This window comes from Microcystis viridis FACHB-1342 (assembly GCF_014698335.1).
Classification (GTDB): domain Bacteria; phylum Cyanobacteriota; class Cyanobacteriia; order Cyanobacteriales; family Microcystaceae; genus Microcystis; species Microcystis ichthyoblabe_A.
Genome location: NZ_JACJSV010000005.1, coordinates 32,459 through 55,682, shown reverse-complemented (window position 1 = coordinate 55,682; position 23,224 = coordinate 32,459). Strand labels below are relative to the sequence as shown.

Here is a 23,224-nt window from a genome sequence, read left to right as displayed (position 1 = left end):
GGGTATATAAACTTGGCCAGATACTATGTTAACTAATCCTTGGCTCGTCGCTGTTCTTCTCAATACCGTCCTCCTCGGAATCGCTGCAATTGCCCCAAAAAAGCTCTTAACTCGGATGGGTTATCTCCATGCTTGGGTTTTAGGGGTAATTGTCTGGGGAAGCTTGGGATGGCGCGGTTATCTGATTGTTTTATTCTATTTCCTCGTCGGTTCTACTGTCACCCGCATCGGTTTAGCGCGCAAGGAAGCGGAGGGAATCGCCGAAAAAAGAGCGGGGGTACGCGGTCCAGAAAATGTCTGGGGTTCCGCTTTAGCAGGGGCAATTTGCGCTATCCTCAGTCTTTTTGCCGCTTCTTCCTGGGATTACCTGTTAATACTCGCTTATGTGGCTAGTTTTAGCACTAAATTAGCCGATACTACTGCCAGTGAGGTGGGTAAAGCTTACGGTAAAACTACTTATCTAATCACTAATTTTAAATCCGTCCCCCGGGGAACAGAAGGTGCTGTTAGTTTGGAAGGAACGCTCGCCGGTTTGCTGGCAGCCACGGCGATTTCCCTGTTAGCATGGACTATCGGTGCGATCGATCTTCTTGGTGTGTTATGGTGTGTAATTGCAGCCTTTATCGCTACCAATATCGAAAGTCTCATCGGTGCTACCCTACAAACTCGCTTTCTGTGGTTAACTAATGAATTGGTCAATGTGATCAATACGGTTATCGGTGCGATCGTGGCTATAATGTTAAGCTTGCTCTGGTCTTTCCGCTAAAGTTAAGTGACTAAAAAAATTTTTCAGAGAATATCTATGCTAAAGTGGCGTTTTTGTGCATTGTCCCTGCTGTTACTGCTAATTACTGCCTGTGGGACGGAAAATCAACCGAATTCTAGTTCTAACACTGCAAATAGTCCCAGTGCTGACCGCTTGCAAACGGTGAAAAATCGCGGTAAGTTAATTTGTGGCATTAACGGAGAAGTGCCGGGGTTTAGCTTTGTTAATGAAAAAGGCGAATATTCGGGCTTAGATGTGCAAATTTGTCGAGCTATCGCGGCGGCTCTCTTTGATGATCCCGCCAAAGTCGAATATCGTAAACTTAGTCCCCAAGAGAGATTTACTGCCGTACAGACGGGAGAAGTGGACATTCTCAGTCGCAACACCACCTGGACGATTAACCGGGATACCGCTCTGGGGATGGAGTTTATCACCCCGGTTTTCTATGATGGTCAAGGAATTATGGCCACGAAAGCCAGTAATATTAAGAAATTAGAAGATTTGAGCGGAAAGTCCATTTGTGTGCTATCGGGAACCACCACGGAACAAAATCTGGCCGATGCCATGGCAAAAGCGGCAGTGCAAGGTTATAAACCGATCGTTTCCGATGATGTGGAGGCTTTATATACAGCTTATCAGGCGGGGCGCTGTCAGGCTGTCACCTCCGATCGCTCCCAATTGGTGGCCCGGCGCTCGGTTTTTCCCCGACCGCAGGATCATCAATTATTAGAAGTGGTAATATCGAAGGAACCCTTGGCCCCGGCCGTGGCCGATGGTGATCCCGCTTGGTCGAATGCCGTCCGCTCGATCGTTTTTAGTTTAATTCAAGGGGAAGAATTCGGGATTAACTCCCAAAATATTGCCACTTTTGCCGATAGTAAAGACCCCAGTATTCGGCGCTTTTTGGGTATTGATGAGAAATTAGGCGAAGATATGGGTTTACCCAATGATTTTGCCCAAAGAGTCTTAAAACAGGTGGGTAATTACGGTGAAATTTATGATCGTGAAATCGGTAAACCCCTGCAACTCGATCGAGGTTTAAATAATCTTTGGACAAAGGGCGGTTTATTGTATTCTCCTCCTTTTCGTTAATTTTAAGATTGTGTTTTCTGGCGGGGAATATAGACCCCTATGGCTGCTGGAATAACCCGAAATATGGCGGGAGTAGTGCTAGTAATTTCGCCATCGGTGTTGATACTATGGGGTTTACGAGTCTCAATTTGAATTTCTTTACCGTTAAGAGTTCTCACCCAAGATAATAAACCCTGTTGTCCTCGCGGTAATGTCCACAAAAGCGGGAAAATTTGCCACCAGTGTTCAATTTCTAGGCTATATAAATCTAACCTTTGATCGTCGATTTGGGCATCGTAAGCGATCGGCATTCCTCCCCCATAATAACGACCATTTCCGATCGCTATTTGTAGGGTTTTAACTTTGATATTTTCTCCATCAATACCGATCATAGCGGTAAAAGGACGGGTTTTACTTAATACCTGTAGGGCTGTCCAAGCATAGGCCAAAATTCCCAAACGTCGCTTTAAACCCTTGCTCAGTTTCTGGGTAATTTTCACACTTAATCCTAAACTAGCCACGTTGAAAAAGTATTTATTATTTACCCAACCTAGATCGATATATTTTAAATTACCTTCGGCAATAATTCGACAGGCTTCGGCAATAGAATTCGGTATCCCTAAAGTCCGGGCTAAATCATTAGCGGTTCCCAGAGGTATAATGCCTAGGGGCAGTTGAGTTTCTACCAACACATCCGCCATAGCATTAAGAGTCCCATCGCCACCACCGACGATAACTAAATCAATACTAGAGCGATATTTTTCCAGCAAAAAAGGTATATCTTCTACCTTTTTCAAAGGGACGCTGATAATTTCAAAATCCCAATGATTGAGCAGATCAACAGTTTGAGCAAAGTTTTCTTTACCCTTGCGCGAGTGACGATTGATTAGTAGTAAAGCTCTTTTAGTCATAGGTAAGTTTCTCAGTAGCATCAATATCTGAAGATAAACCAAGTTGGATAAGGCTTTTAGACTTTTTTCTCCTCAAAAAGTGCGGCTCTCTTATTCTTTGTGTGATCTCGCGTAGCGAGCGCGTTGCGACCAGTTTAACTTACTATAGAAGCGATCAATCTTTGTGTCCTCTGTGTTTCTGTGGTTCCTTCCACTCGCTCGCCAGCAGGACTGTATCTTAGAATACATTTTACCCACCAAACCTAAGAGAGCCAATGGAGGCGGCTCTAAATACTGGGACAAGAAATATAATGGTACTGGAAACACGTCGGTAAATTATGCTCCTCTCAGTGGAGGAGTTGGATATCTAACTGATGGCATAATTCCTACACAAAACTGGAATGATGTAGAAGTTGCAGACGGTACAGGACCTTATGTTGGTTGGGAAAACCGGAATCCTGTCATTACTTTTAACTTTGCTGGCACAGTAAATATAAACACAGTTACTTTATATGTGGATGACGCAAATGGTTTTGGTGCTGTTTCCGTACCGCAAAGTATATTATTAAGTATGGGTGGCTCTAATTATAATTCGGGATCTCTTACTGATCCTCCTACTGCAGCGCCAACATCCTATACTTTTTCAGGATTAAATTTTAGTGGTAGTTCCCTACAACTTACTCTAAATCGGCGCACTGCCTGGGTCTTTGCCAGCGAAGTTACTTTTGATGGCGAACTTTTGGGTGTCCAACCAGTTCCCGAACCCACCTCAACCCTCAGCCTCCTCGCTCTCGGTGCAGCTTCAACCCTGAAACGCAAACTAAAACCCTCCCAATCCACCGAAAAAGAAACCACAAAAGTGGGCTAAATTGTTTCTAAAATACCATAAATGCCCCTTTATTCAGTCAATTGAGTAGGGGCATTTATATCATATTTTTATGTTATCTTGAGGGTATTTATACCGCTTTGCGGAAGGCAAAAGTCTTATACCACAAGCTTTTCATGTTCCTAATTTTTACAATCCAAATCAATCATTAATGCTACCAGTATAAAATAATTAAAAAATAAGTCCACATCCCTATAACTTTGACAACTTTACTCTTCTGGAATAAACTGATAAACCAAACGATGCTGACAGAACAAATTAAACCTTTAGCCAAGCAAAAATATCCACTGCTGATATTGACCAACGTTCTAAACCTTTAATCACTGCTAAAGGCTCATTATTTCCTTCAGTTGCAATATGTACTTTCGGTAATCCTGTTTGAAAAACGGTGACTGACTTTGCTGAAGGATCAATCAACCAACCTAATTCTGTTCCTTGTTGTAAACAGAAAATAATCTTTTCCATCCCTAAGGTAACAGATTGTTCAGGAGACATAATTTCAATAATCCAATCGGGATAACGTAAAAATTGATCGGCCATTTCTTCATCTAGATCTCTTGGCAAATTCTCCCAACGAATCACCGCAATATCTGGCACAATTGAACGTTCTGCAAAAGTACAACGCAATTCAGGTAGAGCATAAGCTAATTTTTGAGGTTTAGTCTGTTGATTAATGGCAGAGGCTAACTCAAATTGTAAGATGCTGTGTTTTCCTTTGGGCATAGGTTTTTGAGTGACAATTCCATGATAATATTCCCTAGCAGGTTTAGTTTCTGGAAGGGCAAGAAATACTTCGAGGGAAAGAGCTTGTTTATCTTCTATTGTGGCAAACATTAATTGATTTCTCCGCTCTTGAGTTGTTTTCTATTATAAGCTCCTGACTCCTTACTCTCAGGACAATTTTTGATTTTTGCCATAAGTCCAATCTAAAAATACGGGTTTTTCTTTAAGCTCTAGCACGAAAAATTTGATTAGCCGTGAGGTTTAACTCTGGAAAAACCCCTGAAATAAGACGTTGATCCTGTTTAAATAAATTACCTTGATATTCTCCATCGATTAATTGATAGATAGAAATGGTGGGTTCTTTGGGGCTGCCGATATATCGGGCCGAACCTTTGGCTAAATAATCGATAATCCAATATTCGGCAATTCCTAATTGTTCGTAGTCGTCGAATTTTTTCAGATAATCATCTCGCCAATTGGAACTGACAATTTCGATAATTAATTTAGCTGATGTTGCCAAAGAAATTGAGGAAGCGGTTTCCCAATAGGGATCATTAACTAGATTTTCTCTGTCTAAGACAATAATATCGGGTAGATAACCTGTATGGGGGCGAAGGGGTTTTACTGCCGCAGTATTGGGGATAAAATAGGGTAATTGCTGCCGATTTATCTCTAAGAATAGGGTTCCAGAAACAAATCCGCCAATTTCTTCGTGTTTTCCGATCGGTCGCATCATAGCCAATAATTTTCCTGCGATTAATTCGTATTGTTGTCCATCATCGGGATATTGATTGATATAGTCATCAAAAGTCAACAATTGGGGGATGGTTTGGGTTGTGGTCATGGCAGTTAGGGGAATTAAGAGAGATGATTTTTCTAGATTCTAACTCGATTAACGACGTTGCCACCAAGTCAATCCAGCTAGGGTAAATCCTACTAAAGGCATCACTACCATCGCTATCCAAAAAATAGCGTTAGCTTGCAGGGGATTTAAATTGATTCTTCTATTTTCTGGTTCCTTAGCTCGGATAGATAAGGTGGCTGTTTCACCACTGGCTAACCACTGCACAGAATTTAAAAATATATCTCCGTTTAACTGTTGTTCAAACAGTCCATCGCTGGCAAAGCTGGCATTACCAATCACGATTAATTTACCTTTTTTTCCAGTCAGAGCAACTCCTAGATCAAAGGGGCCAGCTAAATCTTTTTCAGGGTTAAACTGGAGATTCTGATCATTTAAATCACTCTCAGCCCACATTTTATCATTAGTAATCATTAAAGATACGGCTTCAATTCCTTCGATGGGAACGGTAGCGATGGGACGAGCAAAGGGAAAGATAGAAATACCGTTAGCAAAATCCCGGGTAATGGGATGATTACCGTAATTGGTAATAATGGGACTAGCCGGACCTAAACCGATGATTTCCCCAGCACCGGAAGCATCAATAATAATCCGATTATCTAGTTTCACACCCCAAGGGGTTAATAAGGGTTCTAATCCGGTTTCGGTTTGAGGGTCAATCATTAATAAAATTTTGCCCCCTTGCTCAAGATAGTTTTTTAACGCGGTGACTTCCTGGGGAAATATTTTTCTTTTGGGACTGGCAATAATAATGACATCGGCATTATTGGGAATGGTGGAACGTTCCACTAGATTAAGTGGTTTTACTTGATAACCTTTTGCTTCTAAACTATTGACTGCTTGCACTAATCCACCTTGAGGCTCTTTGATGGCATTTTCTCCATGACCTTGCAGAAAGTAAGCGGTTAAAGTGCGATCGGTTTTAGCGGTTTCGATGGCGTTACTCAGTTTCACTTCCGTGAGACTTTCCTCTTCACTAATAGTTTTCAGAGGCTGTTTTTTGTCACCATACTGTAGATAGACTCTGGACAGATTATCATCGGCTAGTTTTTTGAATTCTTGAGCGATATTGGGTTTTTTCTCCGGGTTAACTATCTCGTACTGAAATTGGGGGTTTTTGCGTTGATAATTGGCTAAAAGTTCCTGTTCGTTGCCACTGATTCCCCGGGTTGAAAAAATCCAGACTTTGACTGGTTTTGACAGATTGGTTAATAGTCTTTCGGTTTGGGGGGATAAACTAAAGATTTGGTTTTCGGTTAAATCAACTCGATAGGGATAACGGAGGGCGAGAAAGTTAATTAAACCGATAACACCGAGGACAATAATAGTAGTAATGAGGGTTTGAGTGCCAGTGCGGGTACTTCTTTTTTGCCAAAAGTCTTTGGAAGTGATTACTAATAACAACAGCCACCCTAGAAACAGAATAGCCCCGGCAATTAATAACCCCAGAGAGAGGGATGACCATTGACCGGAGATTAACCCCACGGTTAAGCCGGCACTAGCCAGAAAGAGGGCGGGTATATAGAGAAATTTACCGTATTTTTGCCAGGATCTCATAGTTAGTTTCTTTGATAACGGTCCGCTTCGATCGCTTGAGTAGTTAGGAAGATTCCCAGCAGAATATAACTGAGGAGGATGACTAAACTACTACTGTCAAAAATTCCCCGCACGAAATTGTTAAAGGGTTGATACCAAGATAGATGGGAGAGCAATTCTTTCAAGAAAAATCCGATCTGTTCTCCCACTTCTCCTCCAATGCGATCTCGAAAGAAGGTTTCGGCATTGTTAGCAATTACATCCAGTATCCAGATAAATAAGATGGTGATAAAGGTGATGATGTAAGCAAGAATAGAACTATTGGTAAGGGAAGAAATAAACATCCCGATGGCTAGGATGGCCGCTGCCAGTAAAATTAATCCTAGATGAGCCATTAAAACACTGGCTATATTCACCGGGGGAACTGCGCTACTAAAAACTACTATTTCGTAAATCCAGAGGGGGGTAATCATCACGGTAAAAAAGGCCAGCACTCCCAATAATTTACCGATGGCTATACTCCAATTAGTCAGGGGGGAAGTGGCTAAAAGTTCTAGGGTTCCCTGTTTTTTTTCCTCTGCGTATAATCCCATAGACAGGGCCGGCAAAATTACCAACAATAAGGAGGATAAGATAATGCCGATGAAAGTGGTCAGAAATTCAGATACCGTATCTCTGGCTACTAGAAATCCCGATTGTTCCTGAATACCAATATCGAGAATAATGCCGTAGAGAAGGGAGTTAAAGAAAAATCCCGCTACTAACCAAAATATCCCCATAATGATATAGGCATTGGCGGCGGTAAAATAGCTTTGAAATTCCTTGCGAAAAATCGCCCAGATATTATTGATCATGCCTCTCCTCTTGGTGGTTACTTTCCCCGCTGCCGATTACTTCCAGAAAGATATCTTCTAGGGTTTTGCGGGTGCGACGCATTTCTAATAGGTTATAACCATTGTTGACAACTATTCTAGCAAGTTCTGCCCCTAGGTTTGTCCCCGCTTGACCAACAATTTTGAGCAGGTTATCGCCGACTTTTGCTGCTTGCTCGACTTGCGGCAGTTGTTGAAGGATTTCTAGCAGGGAATCCCTATCACCTTCGATCTCAATTTCATAACTGGAACCAGCAGGGGTAGCGGTAGTAATATTATTGGCTACGATGCGACCCCGATTAATAATTGTCGCTCGATCGCAGGTAATACTCACTTCTGGTAAAATATGAGTGGAGAGAATAATTGTATGTTCTCCCGCTAAACTTTTAATCAGATTTCTTACCTCGATAATCTGTTTCGGATCCAATCCTACTGTCGGTTCATCTAAAATAATTACCGGTGGATCGTGTACAATCGCTTGGGCAATTCCCACACGCTGTTTATAACCCTTGGATAACTTGCGGATAATAACTTTTCTTTTTTCTAGTAACTGACATTTGCCTAACACTAAATCTACCCGCGCTTTTCTATCCCCCGATGAGATGCCTTTAATCCGTGCCACAAAATCAAGAAAACCTTCCACGGTCATCTCTGGATACAAGGGGGGATTTTCGGGAAGATAACCAATGCGACGACGCACTTCTAAGGATTGTTGATGCACATCGTATCCTGCTATCCTTGCTGTTCCTGTCGTGGCAGGAATATACCCAGATAAAATCCTCATAGTTGTGGTTTTTCCCGCTCCATTCGGTCCCAGGAAACCGAGTATTTCTCCTTTTTCTACGGTAAAGTCCACGTCACTAATTGCCGTGGTCGAACCATAAATTTTACTCAGATGTTCCACTTCAATCATAAGCTTTATCAGTTATCAGTTATCAGTTATCAGTTACCAGATGTGAGTTTTCAGTCAATAGTGTTAAGTGACAAGTTCGGAGCTTTCTTTTCACTGATTACTGATTACTGCTCACTGATAACTGATTTTTCCCAGACTATGATCGCGATTAATTTCTACCACTATATCCGCTTGTTTGAGCAGGGGGGGCAGAAATAATTGCGGATGTAAACTTTTCCAAAAATACTTGACAAATTCCTCGATTTCTGATGGGGTCATACCTCCTTTTGTTTCGGCCGCCTGTCGCCATTGTAAACTGTAACGGTAGTCAAGGGGATAAAGAATCAGTAAGCGATCGATTTTTGACCAGAGGGGTAGATATTCTCGCAATCTTTGATTATTATCCCTGGCGAATTGTCGGTCTTCCTCGCTATTAATCGGATCAGGGGCATGATCAAAGACTGTTTCTTCTACTGGATTCATGCCCACAAACCAACCCTCGAAAAAAAGAACATCAACTCGTTCCACTTGTTCCGCTGCAATTCTATCTCCTTGTCCTCGATGCAGGGACTTGTCAAACCGCGGGATTAAAATCGGACTTTCTTGCTGACAAACCTGTTCTAAAACTTTAATTCCTAATGCTATATCATGAGTACCCGGTGGACCACGCCAGCGCAATCTTTCATCCTTTTGACGCAATTTTATTCGCTCATTATAGGTCTTATAAATATCATCTAAAGAGAGATTATTTACTTTTAAATCAAAATAGGCTAAAATAATCGACATTATGGATGTTAAGGTGGTCTTTCCCGTGCCTTGGGGAGCCAAAATGCCTTGAATCAACGGTTTTGCGTGGCTGCGTAGCTCTAGCGCCCAGGGAATCCACAAGCGCCAACAGCTGATCAAAATCTGATTTGGCTGATTTATCCCTAACTCCTGACATTTTTGCCAGACTCGCGGCCAGAGAATCGTTAATAGTTCCGCCCTTTCCTGTAGGATGAGAGGGTTAGTCTGCTGAAAATTTAAGGATTCGATCGCTAGTAATTCTTCTAGATCCGCCTCAGTTAAGGGATTTTTGTCGATTAATCCCTGTAAAATCGTCAAAATCTTCATAGCTGTTATCAGAATTAGCAAAAAACTGTCCCTGTTATTCAGGAGTAATTATCTAGGGTTAGCCACCCATACTAGGAGATTAATCCCGCTCAAGATTTTTTTGAGAGTGTTTTTTAGGGTTATTTGCCCAAAAATGAAGGGTTTGCAGGCAGGCACGGATTCCCATTATGTATGTAAGTATATGTCAAGTTCCGTTTTTGGTCAAGGGGTTTGGTCAAAAATCTCTAGCTTTGTCTCCAGTTTCTCAATCGGTTAGACTAAGAATTATTAACATTACTTAACAAAACACCAGATGAATACAGATGCTCTGACGATAAAGCAAAATTGGCAATGGCAAGGAAATTCGATACACTATGTGCAAGCGGGTACTAGAGTCGCAGGAAAACCCCCTTTACTATTAGTCCACGGTTTTGGCGCTTCCACCGACCATTGGCGAAAAAATGTGCAAGGTTTAGCCTCAGAATGGGAAGTATGGGCGATCGATCTGTTAGGATTTGGTAGATCAGCTAAACCGGATCTTGTCTATAGTGGCAATCTTTGGCAGCAACAATTAAACGATTTTATCAAGGAAGTTGTGGGGCAACCGACGGTTTTAGCGGGTAATTCTCTGGGGGGTTACGCTTCTCTCTGTGTGGCTGCTAATCACTCTGAGAATGTTCGGGGATTAATTCTCCTCAATAGCGCAGGTCCCTTTAGCGATACAGAAAACAATCGTCAGCCTAATTTAGCACAAAAATTACTGCGATCAGTCTTGCTGCAACCCTGGGCTAGTTATCTCTTATTTCTCTATACCCGTCAACCCAAAACTATCCGTAAAACCCTAGAGAAAGTATATCTCGATCGCAGTGCCATTACCGAGCAGTTAATAGAAGATATCCGTCGTCCTTCCCTGGATGCGGGAGCAGCCAAAGTTTTTGCTTCTGTGTTTAAATCTCCCCGGGGGGAAAATGTGGATATTCTCCTGCAAAAGTTAAGTTGTCCCCTGTTGATGTTATGGGGTGAGGGGGACCCTTGGATGAATACTAGGGAACGCGGGGCCAAATTCCGTCAATACTATCCTTCTCTCACAGAATATTATCTAACTGCCGGTCATTGTCCCCACGATGAAATTCCCACAGAGGTTAACCAGTTGATTAGTGATTGGATGAAAAGCTTATAGAACCGATTTGGTATCTTTTATAATGTAGATGCTAGGCTGAAAAGGTGAAGCGAAAACCTTGTCCATTATTAGGTTGCAGGGAAGAGAGTCTGTAGCCTATTTAACGGCAATAAGTACCTAAGCAAAATTAATTACACATATCTAACCACCTCTTGCCTCTTGCCTTTCTTCACTAGGAAATTTATTTTGCACGACTACTTACTGGCTCTTCGTTACTTGTTATGGTTCGATAGGGGGGCATAAATTGACTAAATCCTTCTCTGGCAAGAGACTTAATTGATGAGTTCGCTCTAGATAAAAAACAATTGACAAAAATCGCCAAATGCCTTTCTAAATAAGGTTTTCATCCCTTATAACCCCAGTCCATTGCATAACACAAACCGAAGAACCACATTTCTTGAGCAGAGGTGAAGCGATCGCGGGGGTGGAAACGGACAGCGCGATCGATAACGGCGGCTAAATTCGAGGGTCGGTGGGGCGCATCTTTTCGCCAGAGGATTTCACCGGTGTTGGGGTCGCTGGTGAGAGCTTGAGGAGTTTTGCCCGTCAGCAGGAAAATTGCGGTTAGACCCAAGCTGTAGAGGTCGCTGGAGCGAACTGGATGGCCAGCTGCTTGTTCTGATGCCATGTAGCCAGGGGTTCCCAATGGGACTGTTTTATTGCCGCCATTGATGTTGTTCACCTCTTTGACAATACCAAAATCAATGAGAACTGGTTTACCGTCGCTGGCCCGCAGGATGATATTGTCGGGTTTGATGTCCCGGTGGATGATTCCTTGCCCGTGGATGTAGTCGAGGACGGGTAGGAGTTCTCGCAAGATTTTTTCTACTTGCGCTTCCGAGAGGTTGCCTTCTTGTTGGTGTTTTTGACTGAGGGTGATCCCTTCAATCCATTCTTGGACGAGGAAAAAATTTTCTCCTTCTGAAAAATAGTCGTAAAGTTGGGGAATTTGTCGGTTATTTCGCCCTAATTCTTCTAAAATAGCGGCTTCTCGCTGGAAACGTTTTTCAAACCAACCGGGAGTTGGTGCTGTGTTAGTTGTATCATCTGGCTTTAGTTGCTTGATTACACATTTACGGCGGGAGGGCATACGAGTATCGATCGCGAGGAAAGTTTCGCCAAAACCGCCTCTACCTAGTTGTTCCAAGATTTCATAGCGATTGTTTAGCATTTAATAGCGACTCTCTAATAGGAATGCTGTCATTTTAAAATGGATAAACTTCGTGGGGGTGATTTTCTTTTCAACCCTCGCTGCCCGCTGCCCTTGAGCTATTGGTTAGATTAGCAAAAATGGTAAGTAGCTGGTTATAATTAAATTGAAGATAGATTTTGGGTTTGATCCCCCCTGCCCTCCTTGATAAGGGGGGCATTTGATAATTTTTAACGCCTACGTACTTAATTAAGTCCAGAAAACAAAAACTATCAAAAAGTCCCTCCTATCTCCTGCTGTCAACCCATTGATTAGGATTTTTCTTAGCCAAAAACTTTTTTGGCAGCGATCAAAGATTTTAGGCAAGGATGTGGAACGCTTCAGCTGATTTGGTGTAACAGAAAATTGCTGTAGATTTTACAATCTAAGACTTTAATGAGATAGTCAACAACTTACCCCGTCATAAAATTAGGGGGTTTTAAACTCGAATTTTTGATAACCTGAGATGCCTCGATACGGAAAGACTTCACCCCCAAACCTCCCCACTACCCCCTAGCTTTTACCTAGGGATAAAAAACCAAATAGAACAGACAAAAAGCCTGTTCTATTTCTTAGGAGAAAAAAACTTAAACGGTCATGATATCTTTTTCTTTTGTCGTTAATAAATCCTCGATTTTGGCGATAAATTTATCGGTGGATTTCTGGACTTGATCCTGTAAATCCCTGGATTCATCCTCAGAAATTTCGTGACTTTTTTCCTGTTTACGGATAGCATCGATCGCATCCCGACGAATATTGCGGACAGACACCTTTCCCTCTTCGGCCAATTTCGCCGCTAATTTGACCAAGTCCTTGCGGCGATCGCTAGTGAGGGGAGGGATATTCAAACGAATGGTCTGACCGTCATTACTGGGGGTTAAACCCACGTCCGAGAGAGAAATCGCCTTTTCGATCGCCCCCATACTGGTACGATCGAAGGGTTGAATGGCGATCGTGGTTGCGTCGGGAGTGCTAATAGTGGCCAGGGACTTGAGGGGAGTTTCCATGCCATAATACTCCACCACGATTCGATCTAAAAGAGAAGCATTTGCGCGGCCGGTACGAATCGTATTAAAAGCTCTCTGGGTTGATTCGACGGTTTTCTGCATATGGTCTTGAACTTCAGCTAACTTCACAGAATCCTCCTACCAATGTTCCAACGGGTTCACCTTTGACAGCGCGAACAATATTACCTGCTACCGACAGATCGAAAACGACTATCGGAATATTATTTTCCTTGCACAGAGCGATCGCAGTTCCGTCCATCACCCGCAGATCATGGGTCAGCACATGACCGTAGGTGAGACTTTGAAAGCGTCGCGCGTTAGGGTTGTGAGAGGGATCGGAATCATAAACCCCATCCACTTTCGTCGCTTTAAACACCACTTCCGCATCGATTTCGGCAGCGCGTAGGGCTGCCGTGGTATCGGTGGTAAAGAAAGGATTACCCGATCCCGCACCGAAAACCACCACCCGACCTTTTTCCAGATGACGGATGGCCCGCCGGCGGATGTAGGGTTCAGCTAATTCCTGCATCGCAATCGCCGTTAATACCCTGGTCGGTACTTGCGCTCGTTCTAGGGCATCCTGCAAGGTCATGGCGTTCATGACTGTTGCTATCATACCAATATAATCGGCCGTGGCCCGATCCATGCCGGCCGAGGCGGCTTTCACCCCCCGAAAAATATTGCCCCCACCGACCACGATCGCCAATTGGATGCCTTGGTCAACCACTTCGGAGATTTCCTGAGCGATAGCGGAAACCACCATCGGGTCGATCCCATAGCCGAGATTGCCCATCAGGGCCTCCCCACTCAGTTTTAATAATACCCGCTTGTACGCCATGCCCTTACTACCACTCGCTAAAACAAGATCTAGATAATTTTTGTCTCCCCATAAGATAGCAGGTTTTGGCCTTGATTTAAGTTGACCAGTCCACTCTCCCCCAGGGCCAACAAGTTAAGATTAATAAATCTTTTCGTTGGGAAATTAGTATTTAGTGATACCTTTGTTATTAAGGGAAGCTTAGTTTTATAGAGAATTAATAACCGTGGTCAGCGATCGATTACTATTGGTTAACAAAAACAATCAAAAGGCCGCTAACATCGATACCTTTGATTGGGTCTATGGGTTTCAGGATGGAACTCGTCTGATGGGCAAGGTTTGCGGTTACTTAGATCCCGATAGTAATCGTCTTCTCGATCCCGAAAACTGCAGCGCTATCTACCAGAATGCCCAGGGACAAGTCCTTAGTCGTTGGCAAGGTGGAGATTTTATCGCTTTTGACCTAACCACCACTGGGGAAGATCTCCTGATCGTGGCTTCCAATGATAATTGTATCGGGAATAGTCTCTGTTTGGTTTCGGGCATTAGTCGCAGCTGCGCCCAAGTTAGCGATGAAGGAAAATCCCTCGTCCGGGAGGTTTTTCAATACCCTGCTTGGTCTTTGCAAGACGATAATAGCAGTTCTAAGCCGGCTTTCAGTTGGAATTGTTCCGTATCTCCCTTTTTCCCCTTTGTTTCCCTGCGTTTTAATCTTCAGTCCACCAGCAGCAAAAAATTCTATCGTTGGACGGTTTCTCCCTATTTTCCCTTTTGTCCCCTCTTAGAAGTGGGAGAATCCCTTGCCTAATTGGCTTTTTCACTACGATAGTTTTAGAAGATTTCAACACATCAGGAATGGTTAAAACCGTAAGCTATCCCGTGCTATATCAGACTTAGGATGGCGTTCTTTTCGAGATATGCTATCGGCTAAATCCGCTTAATATGGTCGGGATTTTCGCTTAATTTCTCGATGAAAGTCTGACCGTTGCCCAGATATAGGGTCCAAAAAGCCTTAAATGTCCCTAGAGATGTTAGAGCAGTTATCTTAATAGTGAGGTACGAAGTTTTCCAGCTCTCTTATTCTTTGTGTGATCTCGCGTAGCGAGCGCGTTGCGACCAGTTTAACTTACTAGAAAAGCGATCAATCTTTGTGTCCTCTGTGTCTGGAGTGGTTCCTTCCACCCCCTCGCTGGGAGGAATGTATCTTAGAATACATTTTACCCACCAAATCCAAGAGAGCCATAATTCATAATCCCTTCCCAAAATGCCTTCGCCAGAATCTGCTCCGTTGTTAGCACAACTGCAAAAAAAAGTCAATAGTTTAGATGTACCATTTTATGCGCCAGGGCATAAGCAGGGGGAAGGAATCGGGGAAGATTTAAGTAATTTACTAGGAAAAAGCGTCTTTAAAGCCGATTTACCCGAATTACCCGACCTGGATAATTTGTTTGCCCCGACGGGAGTGATTAAAGAAGCGCAAATTTTAGCAGCCGAGACATTTGGGGCAGATAAAAGCTGGTTTTTAGTCAATGGTTCCAGTTGTGGCATTATTGCGGCGATTTTAGCCACTTGCGGCGAGGGAGATAAAATTATTTTAGCGAGAAATATTCATAAATCGGCAATTTCGGGCTTAATTCTCTCCGGAGCGCAGCCTATCTTTATCAATCCCGAATATAATCCCACTATCGATCTAAATTTAAATATAACCCCCCAATCCCTCGCAAATGCCCTGAAACTTCATCCCGACGCAAAAGCGGTAATGGTAGTCTCTCCCACCTATCAAGGGGTTTGCTGTGACTTAAAAACTATCGCCCAGATTACCAATCATTATTCCATCCCGCTGCTCGTTGATGAGGCTCACGGGGCTCATTTTGCCTTTCATCCCGATTTACCTCCGGCTGCCCTCTCTCTCGGCGCTGATATGGCTATTCAGTCCACCCATAAGGTTTTAGGGGCTTTAACTCAAGCATCAATGTTACACTTAAAAAGCGATCGCATTAGTTCCGAAAAAGTCGATCGAGCCTTACAATTAGTTCAAACCACTAGCCCTAGTTATCTACTTCTCGCTTCCCTTGATAGTGCTAGAAAGCAAATGGCGACGCAAGGACTAGATTTACTGACCAAAACCCTCGATTTAGCCGCTTCTGCCCGAAAAGAACTCGATAAAATTCCTAATATCTCTGTTTTAGACTTTCCCCATTCTATCCCGGGTTGTCACTGGTTCGATCGCACTCGTTTAACGGTAATTGTCAAAGATTTTGGCTTAACTGGTTACGAAATAGACGATATTTTGCGAGAAAAATACGCTGTCACGGCAGAATTACCGACTTTAAGCCAACTTACTTTTATTATCTCCATTGGCAATCATCGCGAACACATCAATCGCCTCATTACTGCTTTTCAATCCCTTCAATCCCCTTCCTCTACCAGTTTACCCCTGACTCCTGCCCCAGTCACGGGAAATCTGGCTATTTCTCCTAGAAAGGCTTTTTTTGCCCCTACAGAGATAGTATCCCGGAAAAATGCCCTCGATCGTCTTAGTGCCGATGTTATCTGTCCCTATCCCCCCGGTATTCCCGTTTTGATGCCGGGAGAGTTAATTTCTCAGGAAGTCCTCGACTATCTGCAAACTATTTTAGACCTCGGTGGCACGATTACCGGCGGTAGTGATGATAATTTGGCAACTTTCAGGGTTTTAAAATAATCGCAAAATTATCCGATATATTAGCCCGAAAAAGGCGGTAATAGTAATTGCTCCGATGGCTGCCATCACGGCAATGATAGCAATTTCAGGAAAACTTAGGGTTCCTTGCAGTTGCGGAATTAACAGGAAGGCGAGAGTAATTGCTGCTAGAATCGGTAAATCTTTTCCTTCAATCACTTTTTTAAATAATGCCAAAACTAAGCCACCTAAGATCATAAAGGCGATGACAATTCCTGCCGAGGGAACTAAACTATTTAAGGCAATTACTAATAATGTCCCCTCAAATCCTGTAAAGGCAGCATTAGCGAAAGTTTCCCCAAGAGAAAAGCGGGAAGTTTTTCTCATCACCGGAGAAGCTGGGGGAATTGGAGAGGGTGGAGGAGATGGGGGAGGAGGATTTAAAGCGGTTAAAACTTCTTCACAGGATTGAAATCTATCCCAGGGATTTGCTAGTAACATTTTATTGAATACTTGGGCTAAATCTGCACTGATATTAGGGGCATAATTTTGCCAATTCCAGATCTGTTTTTGCGGATCGTATAGCTCATCAGGATCGCGATTAGTTAAGAGTATAACACAGGTAGCTGCTAGGGCATATAAATCTGTGGCTGCCGATACCTGATTGCCTAATTGTTGTTCGGGAGGAGCAAATCCGGCTGAATAAATTGTTGTGGATTTCTCTTGTGTATTACTAGGGTTATTAGTTGCCTGTTTTACTGCCCCAAAATCGAGTAAATAGAGACGGCTATTTTGGGATCGCATGATGTTAGATGGTTTTATATCCCGGTGAATGGAACCATTTTCATGGATAAATTTGAGGATAAGAAGTAATTCTTTGAGAATGTTTTTGACTTCACTTTCTTGAAAGGGTTTTTGTTGCTGTTGGAGAATTTCTTCTAAGTTTTTACCATCGATATATTCCTGGGCCAGATAGAAAAATTGCTCTTCTTCTCCCGTTAATTGATTCTTGACTTTTAAAGGGAAAAAAGCATAGAGATCGGGGATTTGAGGATGTTCTCGTCCTAAATCTTCTAAAACGTGCGCTTCTTGAAAAAATAAGTTTTTCGCTTTTTCTAAAGCTTGGGGACTTAAATTACCAGAGGGTTGAAATTGTTTGATTACACATTTAGCTTTTTTGGGACTATAACGATCTACTGCTAAAAATGCCGCCCCAAATCCCCCTTGTCCCAATAGACGTTCTGGTAAATAACGTCCCCCCAAAATTAATGGCATCCCGCAAGTAATACAATATTTCTGCTCGATCGAGGTTAAGCGATTGCTATCGTCTAGGTCTAGGCACTGATTACGCGGTCTCGGACAGTGGGGACGCGTGCAAATAACTTCCATAATCACCGTTTCCCGTGGTACTGCTCTTAGTTTAGCTACTACCGGCAATTCGGGTTAAAATTTTTATTCTTGAGAAAGATTTAAAAAGAGGGTTCGTAGGCCGACACGAATTCCCATTCTACTACAAGGTTAGCAAAAATTTTAGAGTTTGTCAAGTCTTTGGCCGAAAAAAATTCAGCCAGATAAGGGCGGTTATCAATCGGGTCACGCATATCAGCCAAGGCAAGGGTTCTGGCCGCGGCGTTTTGATGTGCTTGAAAATATTGCTTTTTTTTCCCAAAGGCAGTAAACTCAAATGTATCGTAAATGTATTTCAGATGAATTATGACTCTATATCTAGTAGAGGATGATCGACAAGAAAGGACAAAAGAAGAGGTGAGCGAGATATTGGAGCGCATTGCCACAGTCGCATCAAAATCCCAGGGAGAGTTAATCGAAGCCCTAATCGGTGAAACAGAGGGGCGGTTATTCCTGATTATCAAAGCGATTGATCGCGCCTCCCTCGAACAAGTACTAGAAAACGCTGGGCTCAGTTGGCAACTAATCAAGGAAATGCGCTTGATTGGGCAGGACTTAGCCACTGTGCGAGAGCACAAAGACAAAGCCAACTATCTAGTACAGTGGAATTTACCCCCGGGGCTAACGATGGAAACTTACCTGCAACGAAAAGCGGAGAAAACCCCCCTTTATGCTCAAGTGCCGGAAGTCAGTTTCGAGCGTACATATATTTGCGAAGACTTGAGTAAATGTCTCTGTTTCTACGATAGTCCCGATGAAGCGGCGGTAAAAAGAGCCAGAGAAGTGGTCGGCGCACCTATAGATAGTTTGACCTCGATTGAAAATATTCACCCCTAGGAGAGAACAATTATGCTCGATCGAGGCTCCGAAATCCTTTCTTTTCTGGAAGAAAGAGCCACTGACCTCAACAACGGTACAGCTAATCTCAACGTCGGTTCGGCCCTAACCAAGCTAGGAGAATCGGGCTGGTTCGGCTATGCTATACCTGAAAGCTTAGGAGGCCGGGGTGGCTCCTTATTACAGGCAGTAGAGGCGATCTCCTCTGTGTCCCAATGCTGCCTCACCACCGGTTTTGTTTTCTGGTGTCAGCGCGTCTTCATCCAATATCTGGCCGCCAGTAATAACACTTATCTACAAAACAAAATTCTACCTGCTGTTCTCAAGGGAGAGATCGCCGGGGCGACAGGACTCTCCAACGCCATGAAGTACCTTGGCGGTATCGAGGAGCTGCGTTTACAAGCAAAGATCGAGGGGGAAAACGTCACTGTTAATGGCTTCCTGCCCTGGGCCTCTAACCTCGACTCTAAGGGAGAATTCATAGTAGCCGTTGCCGCTCAAACCACATCGGGAGAAACTCTTATCCTCGCCCTTCCCTCCTTCGCAAAAGGGTTAAAACGGGGTGAAGACCTACAATTATTGGGTTTACAGGCTTCCCGCACCAGTACCCTTGAATTCGATCGAGTTCAGTTATCTCACGACTGGATTATCAGCTTGGAAGCAGCAAAATTTTTACCCTCAGTCCGCCCCTGTTTCTTGCTGTTACAATGCGGACTGGCCCTTGGCATTACGCGTAAATCCCTTGGGGAGACGGAGAAAAATTTAGGGGGAAAGGCCGCGGTAGCCAGCGATCGTTATTTCTTCGCCCGGGAGCGTCTGACTCGTCTAGAAAAGACAATCGAGCAATTCAGCACCCTAGAAAGCTTCGATCTCGGACGAACACGCCAACTATTCACCCTCAGAGTGGACATTACCCGGTTAGCGGTGGAATCCGTAGGGTTAGAAGCGGAAATTAAGGGAGGAAAAGGCTATTTCCGTAATAGCGACACGGCCCGACGGCTGCGGGAGGTCGCCTTTTTACCGGTGTTAACTCCGAGCCTGATTCAACTAGAAAGAGAGTTACAACGTCAGTCCTCTAGCGATAAAATTCTCCCTGGCGAACTCGATCGAGCGGGGGTGAGGGAATGAGCGTCGCCACTGATTACCCCGTCCTCAGCCTAAAAAATCTCCACAAACGCTATAAAACCCGCCATGGCTACCGTACCGTTTTTGAGGATATTAACCTACAGGTGCGCTCCGGTGAGGTGGTTTGTTTGCTCGGGGCCAGTGGTTGCGGTAAATCTACCCTCCTTGCTACCGCCGCTGGTTTGCAAAGTGCCGATGGCGGAGAAATACAATTGCACTCACGACCCCTACAAGCCCCAGACATCCGCAGCTCGATCGTCTTTCAATCCCCCGCCCTTTTACCTTGGTTAACCGTTTGGCAAAACGTGGCTTTTGGTTTGAAATTAAAGCGGATGCCCCGCCTCGATCATCAGCAATTGCGCGAAAGGGTTCACACCGCCGTTAAAAGCGTCAAACTAGAGGGCTTCGAGCGTGCCTATCCTCATCAACTATCCGGCGGTATGGCTCAGAGAGTTTCTCTAGCCCGCGTCCTCGCCCGGCGCCCCTCTCTCCTCCTCCTGGATGAGCCGTTTAGCGCCCTCGACGCGATCACCCGTTTCGAGATGCAAAAACTCCTCCTAGAAGTCATAGCTCTCTATAACAGCACGGTTCTCCTCGTTACCCACGACATCGACGAGGCCCTATTAGTGGCTGATCGAGTTCTTCTCATGGGCCGTCATCCGGTGGGCATCCGCCGAGAATGGACCATCTCGATGCCGAAACCCCGTTTCGAGTCAGCCAAGCTTTTGAGTGATCTACGCCAGTCAATTTTTCAAGAATTAGCCCTTGTCATGACACTGTAAATCCATGAACCTACACGATAATTGTGCTTGTTGCGGCATGAGCCGTCGAGATTTCCTGAAACTTTCGGCACTGTTTACCAGTTCCTTCGGGGCAGCGATCACCGCCGATAATTGGAATCTCCCCGTTAACGCCAATGCCAACGATCAGCCTGTGAAAATCGGTTATCTACCGATTACGGATGCCGCCCCCCTATTGGTGGCCCACTCGCGAAAACTTTATCAAGCGGAAGGTTTAACTGCCGAACAACCGCGCCTATTCCGCTCTTGGGCGCAGATTGTTGAAGCCTTTCTCGCCCGGCAGGTGAACGTTATTCACGTTCTTTTCCCCACCTCGATCTGGATTCGTTACGCGCGCAATTTCCCCGCTAAAATCGTCGCTTGGAACCATACCAACGGTTCAGCCCTCACCGTCCTTCCCGATATTGAAAATCCCAGGGAATTGGGAGGCAAAACGATCGCGGTTCCTTTCTGGTATTCGATTCATAATTTGGTCTTGCAACAACTCTTACAACGTAACGGGCTGAAAATAGTTCGCAAAGCCAAGGACGCGCCGATCGCGTCTAACGAGGTTAATCTAGTGGTTCTCCCGCCCCCGGATATGGTATCAGCCCTCGCCAATAAGAGCATCGGTGGTTATATCGTTGCTGAACCTTTCAACGCGGCGGCGGAAAATCTAAAAACCGGTAGGGTTCTCCGTTTCACCGGCGATGTCTGGAAGAATCACGCCTGTTGCGTTGTCTTTGTTCACGAGGAGGATATTAGGCAACGGAAACAATGGACGCAGAAGGTGGTAAACGCCCTCGTTAAAGCCCAACTCTGGTCCCGGGGCAATCGCTCGGAAGTGGCCCGGATTCTCTCTAAAGATGGTGGAAAATATACGCCTCACCCGCTGCCGGTATTGCAACGGGCGCTTACTTACTACGATCGCAATTTCTATAAAAAAGACGGGGCGATCGAGAATCCAGCTTGGCAGGTCAACCGGATCGATTTCCAGCCCTATCCTTTCCCTTCCTATACCGAGGAACTGGTACGCTTGCTCAAAACCACTCAGGTAGAAGGAAATACGGATTTTCTCCAAAAACTGCAACCCCGACAGGTGGCGCGGGATCTCGTGGATGACTCTTTTGTCCGTAATGCCTTGCAACAGGTGGGCGGACCGAAAGCTTTCGGCTTACCGAATAATCTCTCCCGCATCGAGACGATCAAATTTTAAGGGTCCGAACCTATGAAGTCACAATCTTTGACCTCCCCGCCAAGAGCTTTACTACCCTTATGGGGTATCGGTTTTGGATTATTGCTCTGGTGGCTATTTACCAGTCCTCTATGGCACTCAAACCCGATTTTAAATGATTTTTCCCCTGAGCGATCTTTTGTCGCTTTATTACAGCTTTTTGTTGGGGGGGAGATTATGCCCCATATCCTCACCAGTTGCCGCCGGGTTATTGTGGGCTTGGTTCTCGCTAGTGCCATCGGTGTGCCTTTGGGGGTATTAATCGGGTTGTATCGCTCCCTTGAATCGGCTTTGTCGGCCCTATTTCAATTTCTACGCATGATCTCGCCCCTTTCTTGGATGCCTTTAGCGGTGATGGTTTTGGGAATTGGTGATCTACCCGTGTATTTTTTGCTGACGGTGGCGGCCATCTGGCCGATCCTTCTCAATACGGCTGCTGGGGTTAATGCGGTTGATCGCTCTTGGTTGACTTTAGCCCACAGTCTCTGTGCTACGCGAGGGGAAACGGTTTTCCAGATTATTCTGCCTGCGATCCTCTCCCATCTCTTAACTGGTTTCCGTTTGGCTATAGGTATTATCTGGATCGTTCTTGTCCCGGCGGAAATGCTGGGGGTTAGTGCGGGTTTGGGTTATTATATTCTCGATACACGCGATCGACTCGCCTATTCAGAGTTGATGGCAGTGATTCTCGTTATTGGTGCGATTGGTTATCTGCTCGATTGGGGTTTGCGTCTGGCTCATCGCTCTTGGACGCATCAAGATTAGCCTATTGGTTCAACTATGTGGGAAGTGGGAAGTGGGAAGTCTTGGCGCTGTTCCTTAGTTGAAAGAGCGGGCCAGACGACTAACCCCAGTATGTAATAACTGTTCCAAACTTTGGCGATCGCTGATGGCTTGAAGATTGATCACAAAACAGGTTAAACCCAGTCCAAAGAGGATAAAAGTGGGGGCCATAACCACACCAATCATCAACCAGGTGGCGACGTGGAGAAACATGGTGATGGCGAACAACAAAGCTAGGGAAGCAATGGGGAAGATTTGACGGGTAGGACGACCGAAATAGAGAAAAAGAACCGTTAAAAGGGTGGTTACTAAGTTAGCGGGTACTAAAAAGGCACAAATCGAGACGCAATAGTTGCGGGAAAATTCAGCGAGGGTATTAAAATCTACCATTAATATTACTTTACAATTGCCTGAGTCTTAGTACTCTCGATTGTAGCGGAAAATTTAGATGATCGGGTTGAAGGTGACCAAAGAGGGATGAAGCTGTGGTGCCATAGATTTTCGAGAGGGAGCTAAAACGAGGATCGGGGTATAGATCCTCCGGTTATAATGAAATCTGGGAAAATGACACCGCCCCATCCCGAAAACTCTCACCCCTTGCTAGGTATAATCGA

The 23,224-nt window shown here is 44.5% G+C and carries 23 protein-coding genes and 2 pseudogenes; 12 read left to right on the top strand and 13 right to left on the bottom strand.

The features are described 5' to 3' along the window. The first annotated feature begins 25 nt into the window (after nt 1-25). Together H6G40_RS03185 and H6G40_RS03180 are read left to right on the top strand one after the other, a co-directional pair. Nucleotides 26-766 carry a TIGR00297 family protein gene (locus H6G40_RS03185; protein WP_190537267.1) on the top strand — a complete coding sequence of 247 codons (741 nt, stop codon included), beginning with the start codon at nt 26-28 and terminating at the stop codon, nt 764-766. A gap of 36 nt (nt 767-802) precedes the next feature. After that, nucleotides 803-1,858 (top strand): amino acid ABC transporter substrate-binding protein, encoded by a 1,056-nt coding sequence (locus H6G40_RS03180; protein WP_024970446.1) that lies wholly within the window; start codon nt 803-805, stop codon nt 1,856-1,858. A gap of 2 nt (nt 1,859-1,860) precedes the next feature. Here H6G40_RS03180 and H6G40_RS03175 read toward each other — a convergent pair whose 3' ends face one another. Next, nucleotides 1,861-2,748 (bottom strand): lipid kinase, encoded by an 888-nt coding sequence (locus H6G40_RS03175; RefSeq protein WP_002732954.1) that lies wholly within the window; start codon nt 2,746-2,748, stop codon nt 1,861-1,863. A 214-nt stretch (nt 2,749-2,962) separates the two neighbouring features. Between H6G40_RS03175 and H6G40_RS03170 the strand changes: the two genes are divergently transcribed. Continuing rightward, nucleotides 2,963-3,595: a PEP-CTERM sorting domain-containing protein gene (locus H6G40_RS03170; protein WP_339327440.1), complete on the top strand. Its 633-nt coding sequence runs from the start codon at nt 2,963-2,965 to the stop codon at nt 3,593-3,595. Nucleotides 3,596-3,871: 276 nt separating this feature from the next. Here the strand turns inward: H6G40_RS03170 and H6G40_RS03165 are convergent, their stop codons facing one another. The 6 genes from H6G40_RS03165 to H6G40_RS03140 all read right to left on the bottom strand — a co-directional run bounded on the left by H6G40_RS03165 (nt 3,872) and on the right by H6G40_RS03140 (nt 9,611). Further along, nucleotides 3,872-4,447 carry a Uma2 family endonuclease gene (locus H6G40_RS03165; protein ID WP_002733473.1) on the bottom strand — a complete coding sequence of 192 codons (576 nt, stop codon included), beginning with the start codon at nt 4,445-4,447 and terminating at the stop codon, nt 3,872-3,874. Between the two features lie 112 nt (nt 4,448-4,559). Next, nucleotides 4,560-5,180 (bottom strand): Uma2 family endonuclease, encoded by a 621-nt coding sequence (locus tag H6G40_RS03160; RefSeq protein WP_002734167.1) that lies wholly within the window; start codon nt 5,178-5,180, stop codon nt 4,560-4,562. A gap of 48 nt (nt 5,181-5,228) precedes the next feature. Beyond that, nucleotides 5,229-6,755, bottom strand: a complete 1,527-nt coding sequence (locus tag H6G40_RS03155) for a GldG family protein (protein ID WP_190537263.1) — start codon at nt 6,753-6,755, stop codon at nt 5,229-5,231. A gap of 2 nt (nt 6,756-6,757) precedes the next feature. Continuing rightward, nucleotides 6,758-7,588: an ABC transporter permease gene (locus tag H6G40_RS03150; RefSeq protein WP_002733321.1), complete on the bottom strand. Its 831-nt coding sequence runs from the start codon at nt 7,586-7,588 to the stop codon at nt 6,758-6,760. Further along, nucleotides 7,578-8,519, bottom strand: coding sequence for an ABC transporter ATP-binding protein (locus tag H6G40_RS03145; RefSeq protein WP_002746691.1), 942 nt, complete (start codon nt 8,517-8,519; stop codon nt 7,578-7,580). The genes H6G40_RS03150 and H6G40_RS03145 overlap by 11 nt, the downstream gene beginning before the upstream one ends. Before the next feature lie 111 nt (nt 8,520-8,630). Continuing rightward, entirely contained in the window at nt 8,631-9,611 is a 981-nt protein-coding gene (locus tag H6G40_RS03140; protein WP_069475544.1) for an ABC transporter ATP-binding protein, read from the bottom strand. Nucleotides 9,612-9,903: 292 nt separating this feature from the next. Here H6G40_RS03140 and H6G40_RS03135 point away from each other — a divergent pair, with 292 nt between their 5' ends. Then, entirely contained in the window at nt 9,904-10,770 is an 867-nt protein-coding gene (locus H6G40_RS03135) for an alpha/beta fold hydrolase (protein ID WP_069475545.1), read from the top strand. 391 nt (nt 10,771-11,161) lie between these two features. Here H6G40_RS03135 and H6G40_RS03130 read toward each other — a convergent pair. From H6G40_RS03130 to pyrH, 3 genes and pseudogenes are all read right to left on the bottom strand, one after another. After that, nucleotides 11,162-11,941: pseudogene (locus H6G40_RS03130) on the bottom strand (serine/threonine protein kinase); the annotation flags it as partial. A gap of 605 nt (nt 11,942-12,546) precedes the next feature. After that, nucleotides 12,547-13,068: a ribosome recycling factor gene (gene frr / locus H6G40_RS03125; protein ID WP_002734034.1), complete on the bottom strand. Its 522-nt coding sequence runs from the start codon at nt 13,066-13,068 to the stop codon at nt 12,547-12,549. 13 nt (nt 13,069-13,081) lie between these two features. Continuing rightward, nucleotides 13,082-13,804 (bottom strand): UMP kinase, encoded by a 723-nt coding sequence (pyrH, locus tag H6G40_RS03120; protein ID WP_002732255.1) that lies wholly within the window; start codon nt 13,802-13,804, stop codon nt 13,082-13,084. A 205-nt stretch (nt 13,805-14,009) separates the two neighbouring features. Between pyrH and H6G40_RS03115 the strand changes: the two genes are divergently transcribed. From H6G40_RS03115 to H6G40_RS03110, 3 genes and pseudogenes are all read left to right on the top strand, one after another. Beyond that, nucleotides 14,010-14,591, top strand: coding sequence for a hypothetical protein (locus tag H6G40_RS03115; RefSeq protein ID WP_002734101.1), 582 nt, complete (start codon nt 14,010-14,012; stop codon nt 14,589-14,591). A gap of 14 nt (nt 14,592-14,605) precedes the next feature. Next, nucleotides 14,606-14,721, top strand: a pseudogene (locus H6G40_RS23030) (RNA-guided endonuclease TnpB family protein); the annotation flags it as partial. Nucleotides 14,722-15,047: 326 nt separating this feature from the next. Continuing rightward, nucleotides 15,048-16,487 (top strand): aminotransferase class I/II-fold pyridoxal phosphate-dependent enzyme, encoded by a 1,440-nt coding sequence (locus H6G40_RS03110; RefSeq protein WP_069475546.1) that lies wholly within the window; start codon nt 15,048-15,050, stop codon nt 16,485-16,487. On the opposite strand, the gene H6G40_RS03105 is transcribed toward H6G40_RS03110, so the two are convergent. Together H6G40_RS03105 and H6G40_RS23620 are read right to left on the bottom strand one after the other, a co-directional pair. Then, nucleotides 16,479-17,834 (bottom strand): serine/threonine-protein kinase, encoded by a 1,356-nt coding sequence (locus H6G40_RS03105; protein ID WP_069475547.1) that lies wholly within the window; start codon nt 17,832-17,834, stop codon nt 16,479-16,481. The two genes, H6G40_RS03110 and H6G40_RS03105, sit on opposite strands and share 9 nt — an antisense overlap. Nucleotides 17,835-17,914: 80 nt before the next feature. Continuing rightward, a complete protein-coding gene (locus H6G40_RS23620) occupies nt 17,915-18,046 on the bottom strand; it encodes a hypothetical protein (RefSeq protein ID WP_272072007.1) in 132 nt (43 codons plus the stop codon). Between the two features lie 112 nt (nt 18,047-18,158). Between H6G40_RS23620 and H6G40_RS03100 the strand changes: the two genes are divergently transcribed. The 5 genes from H6G40_RS03100 to H6G40_RS03080 are packed head-to-tail and all read left to right on the top strand — an operon-like array spanning nt 18,159 to nt 22,592. Further along, nucleotides 18,159-18,689, top strand: coding sequence for a DUF4242 domain-containing protein (locus tag H6G40_RS03100; RefSeq protein ID WP_042790421.1), 531 nt, complete (start codon nt 18,159-18,161; stop codon nt 18,687-18,689). Nucleotides 18,690-18,701: 12 nt separating this feature from the next. Beyond that, the gene (locus tag H6G40_RS03095; RefSeq protein ID WP_190537262.1) at nt 18,702-19,817 is read left to right on the top strand and encodes an acyl-CoA dehydrogenase family protein; all 1,116 of its coding nucleotides are present in this window, start codon (nt 18,702-18,704) and stop codon (nt 19,815-19,817) included. Next, nucleotides 19,814-20,596: an ABC transporter ATP-binding protein gene (locus H6G40_RS03090; protein ID WP_069475550.1), complete on the top strand. Its 783-nt coding sequence runs from the start codon at nt 19,814-19,816 to the stop codon at nt 20,594-20,596. The genes H6G40_RS03095 and H6G40_RS03090 overlap by 4 nt, the downstream gene beginning before the upstream one ends. A 4-nt stretch (nt 20,597-20,600) precedes the next feature. Next, on the top strand, nt 20,601-21,809 hold the full coding sequence (locus H6G40_RS03085) for an ABC transporter substrate-binding protein (RefSeq protein ID WP_069475551.1): 1,209 nt from the start codon (nt 20,601-20,603) through the stop codon (nt 21,807-21,809). A 12-nt stretch (nt 21,810-21,821) separates the two neighbouring features. Continuing rightward, entirely contained in the window at nt 21,822-22,592 is a 771-nt protein-coding gene (locus tag H6G40_RS03080) for an ABC transporter permease (RefSeq protein WP_069475552.1), read from the top strand. A gap of 54 nt (nt 22,593-22,646) precedes the next feature. Here H6G40_RS03080 and H6G40_RS03075 read toward each other — a convergent pair whose 3' ends face one another. Next, a complete protein-coding gene (locus H6G40_RS03075; RefSeq protein ID WP_069475553.1) occupies nt 22,647-23,000 on the bottom strand; it encodes a hypothetical protein in 354 nt (117 codons plus the stop codon). Between the last annotated feature and the right edge of the window lie 224 nt (nt 23,001-23,224).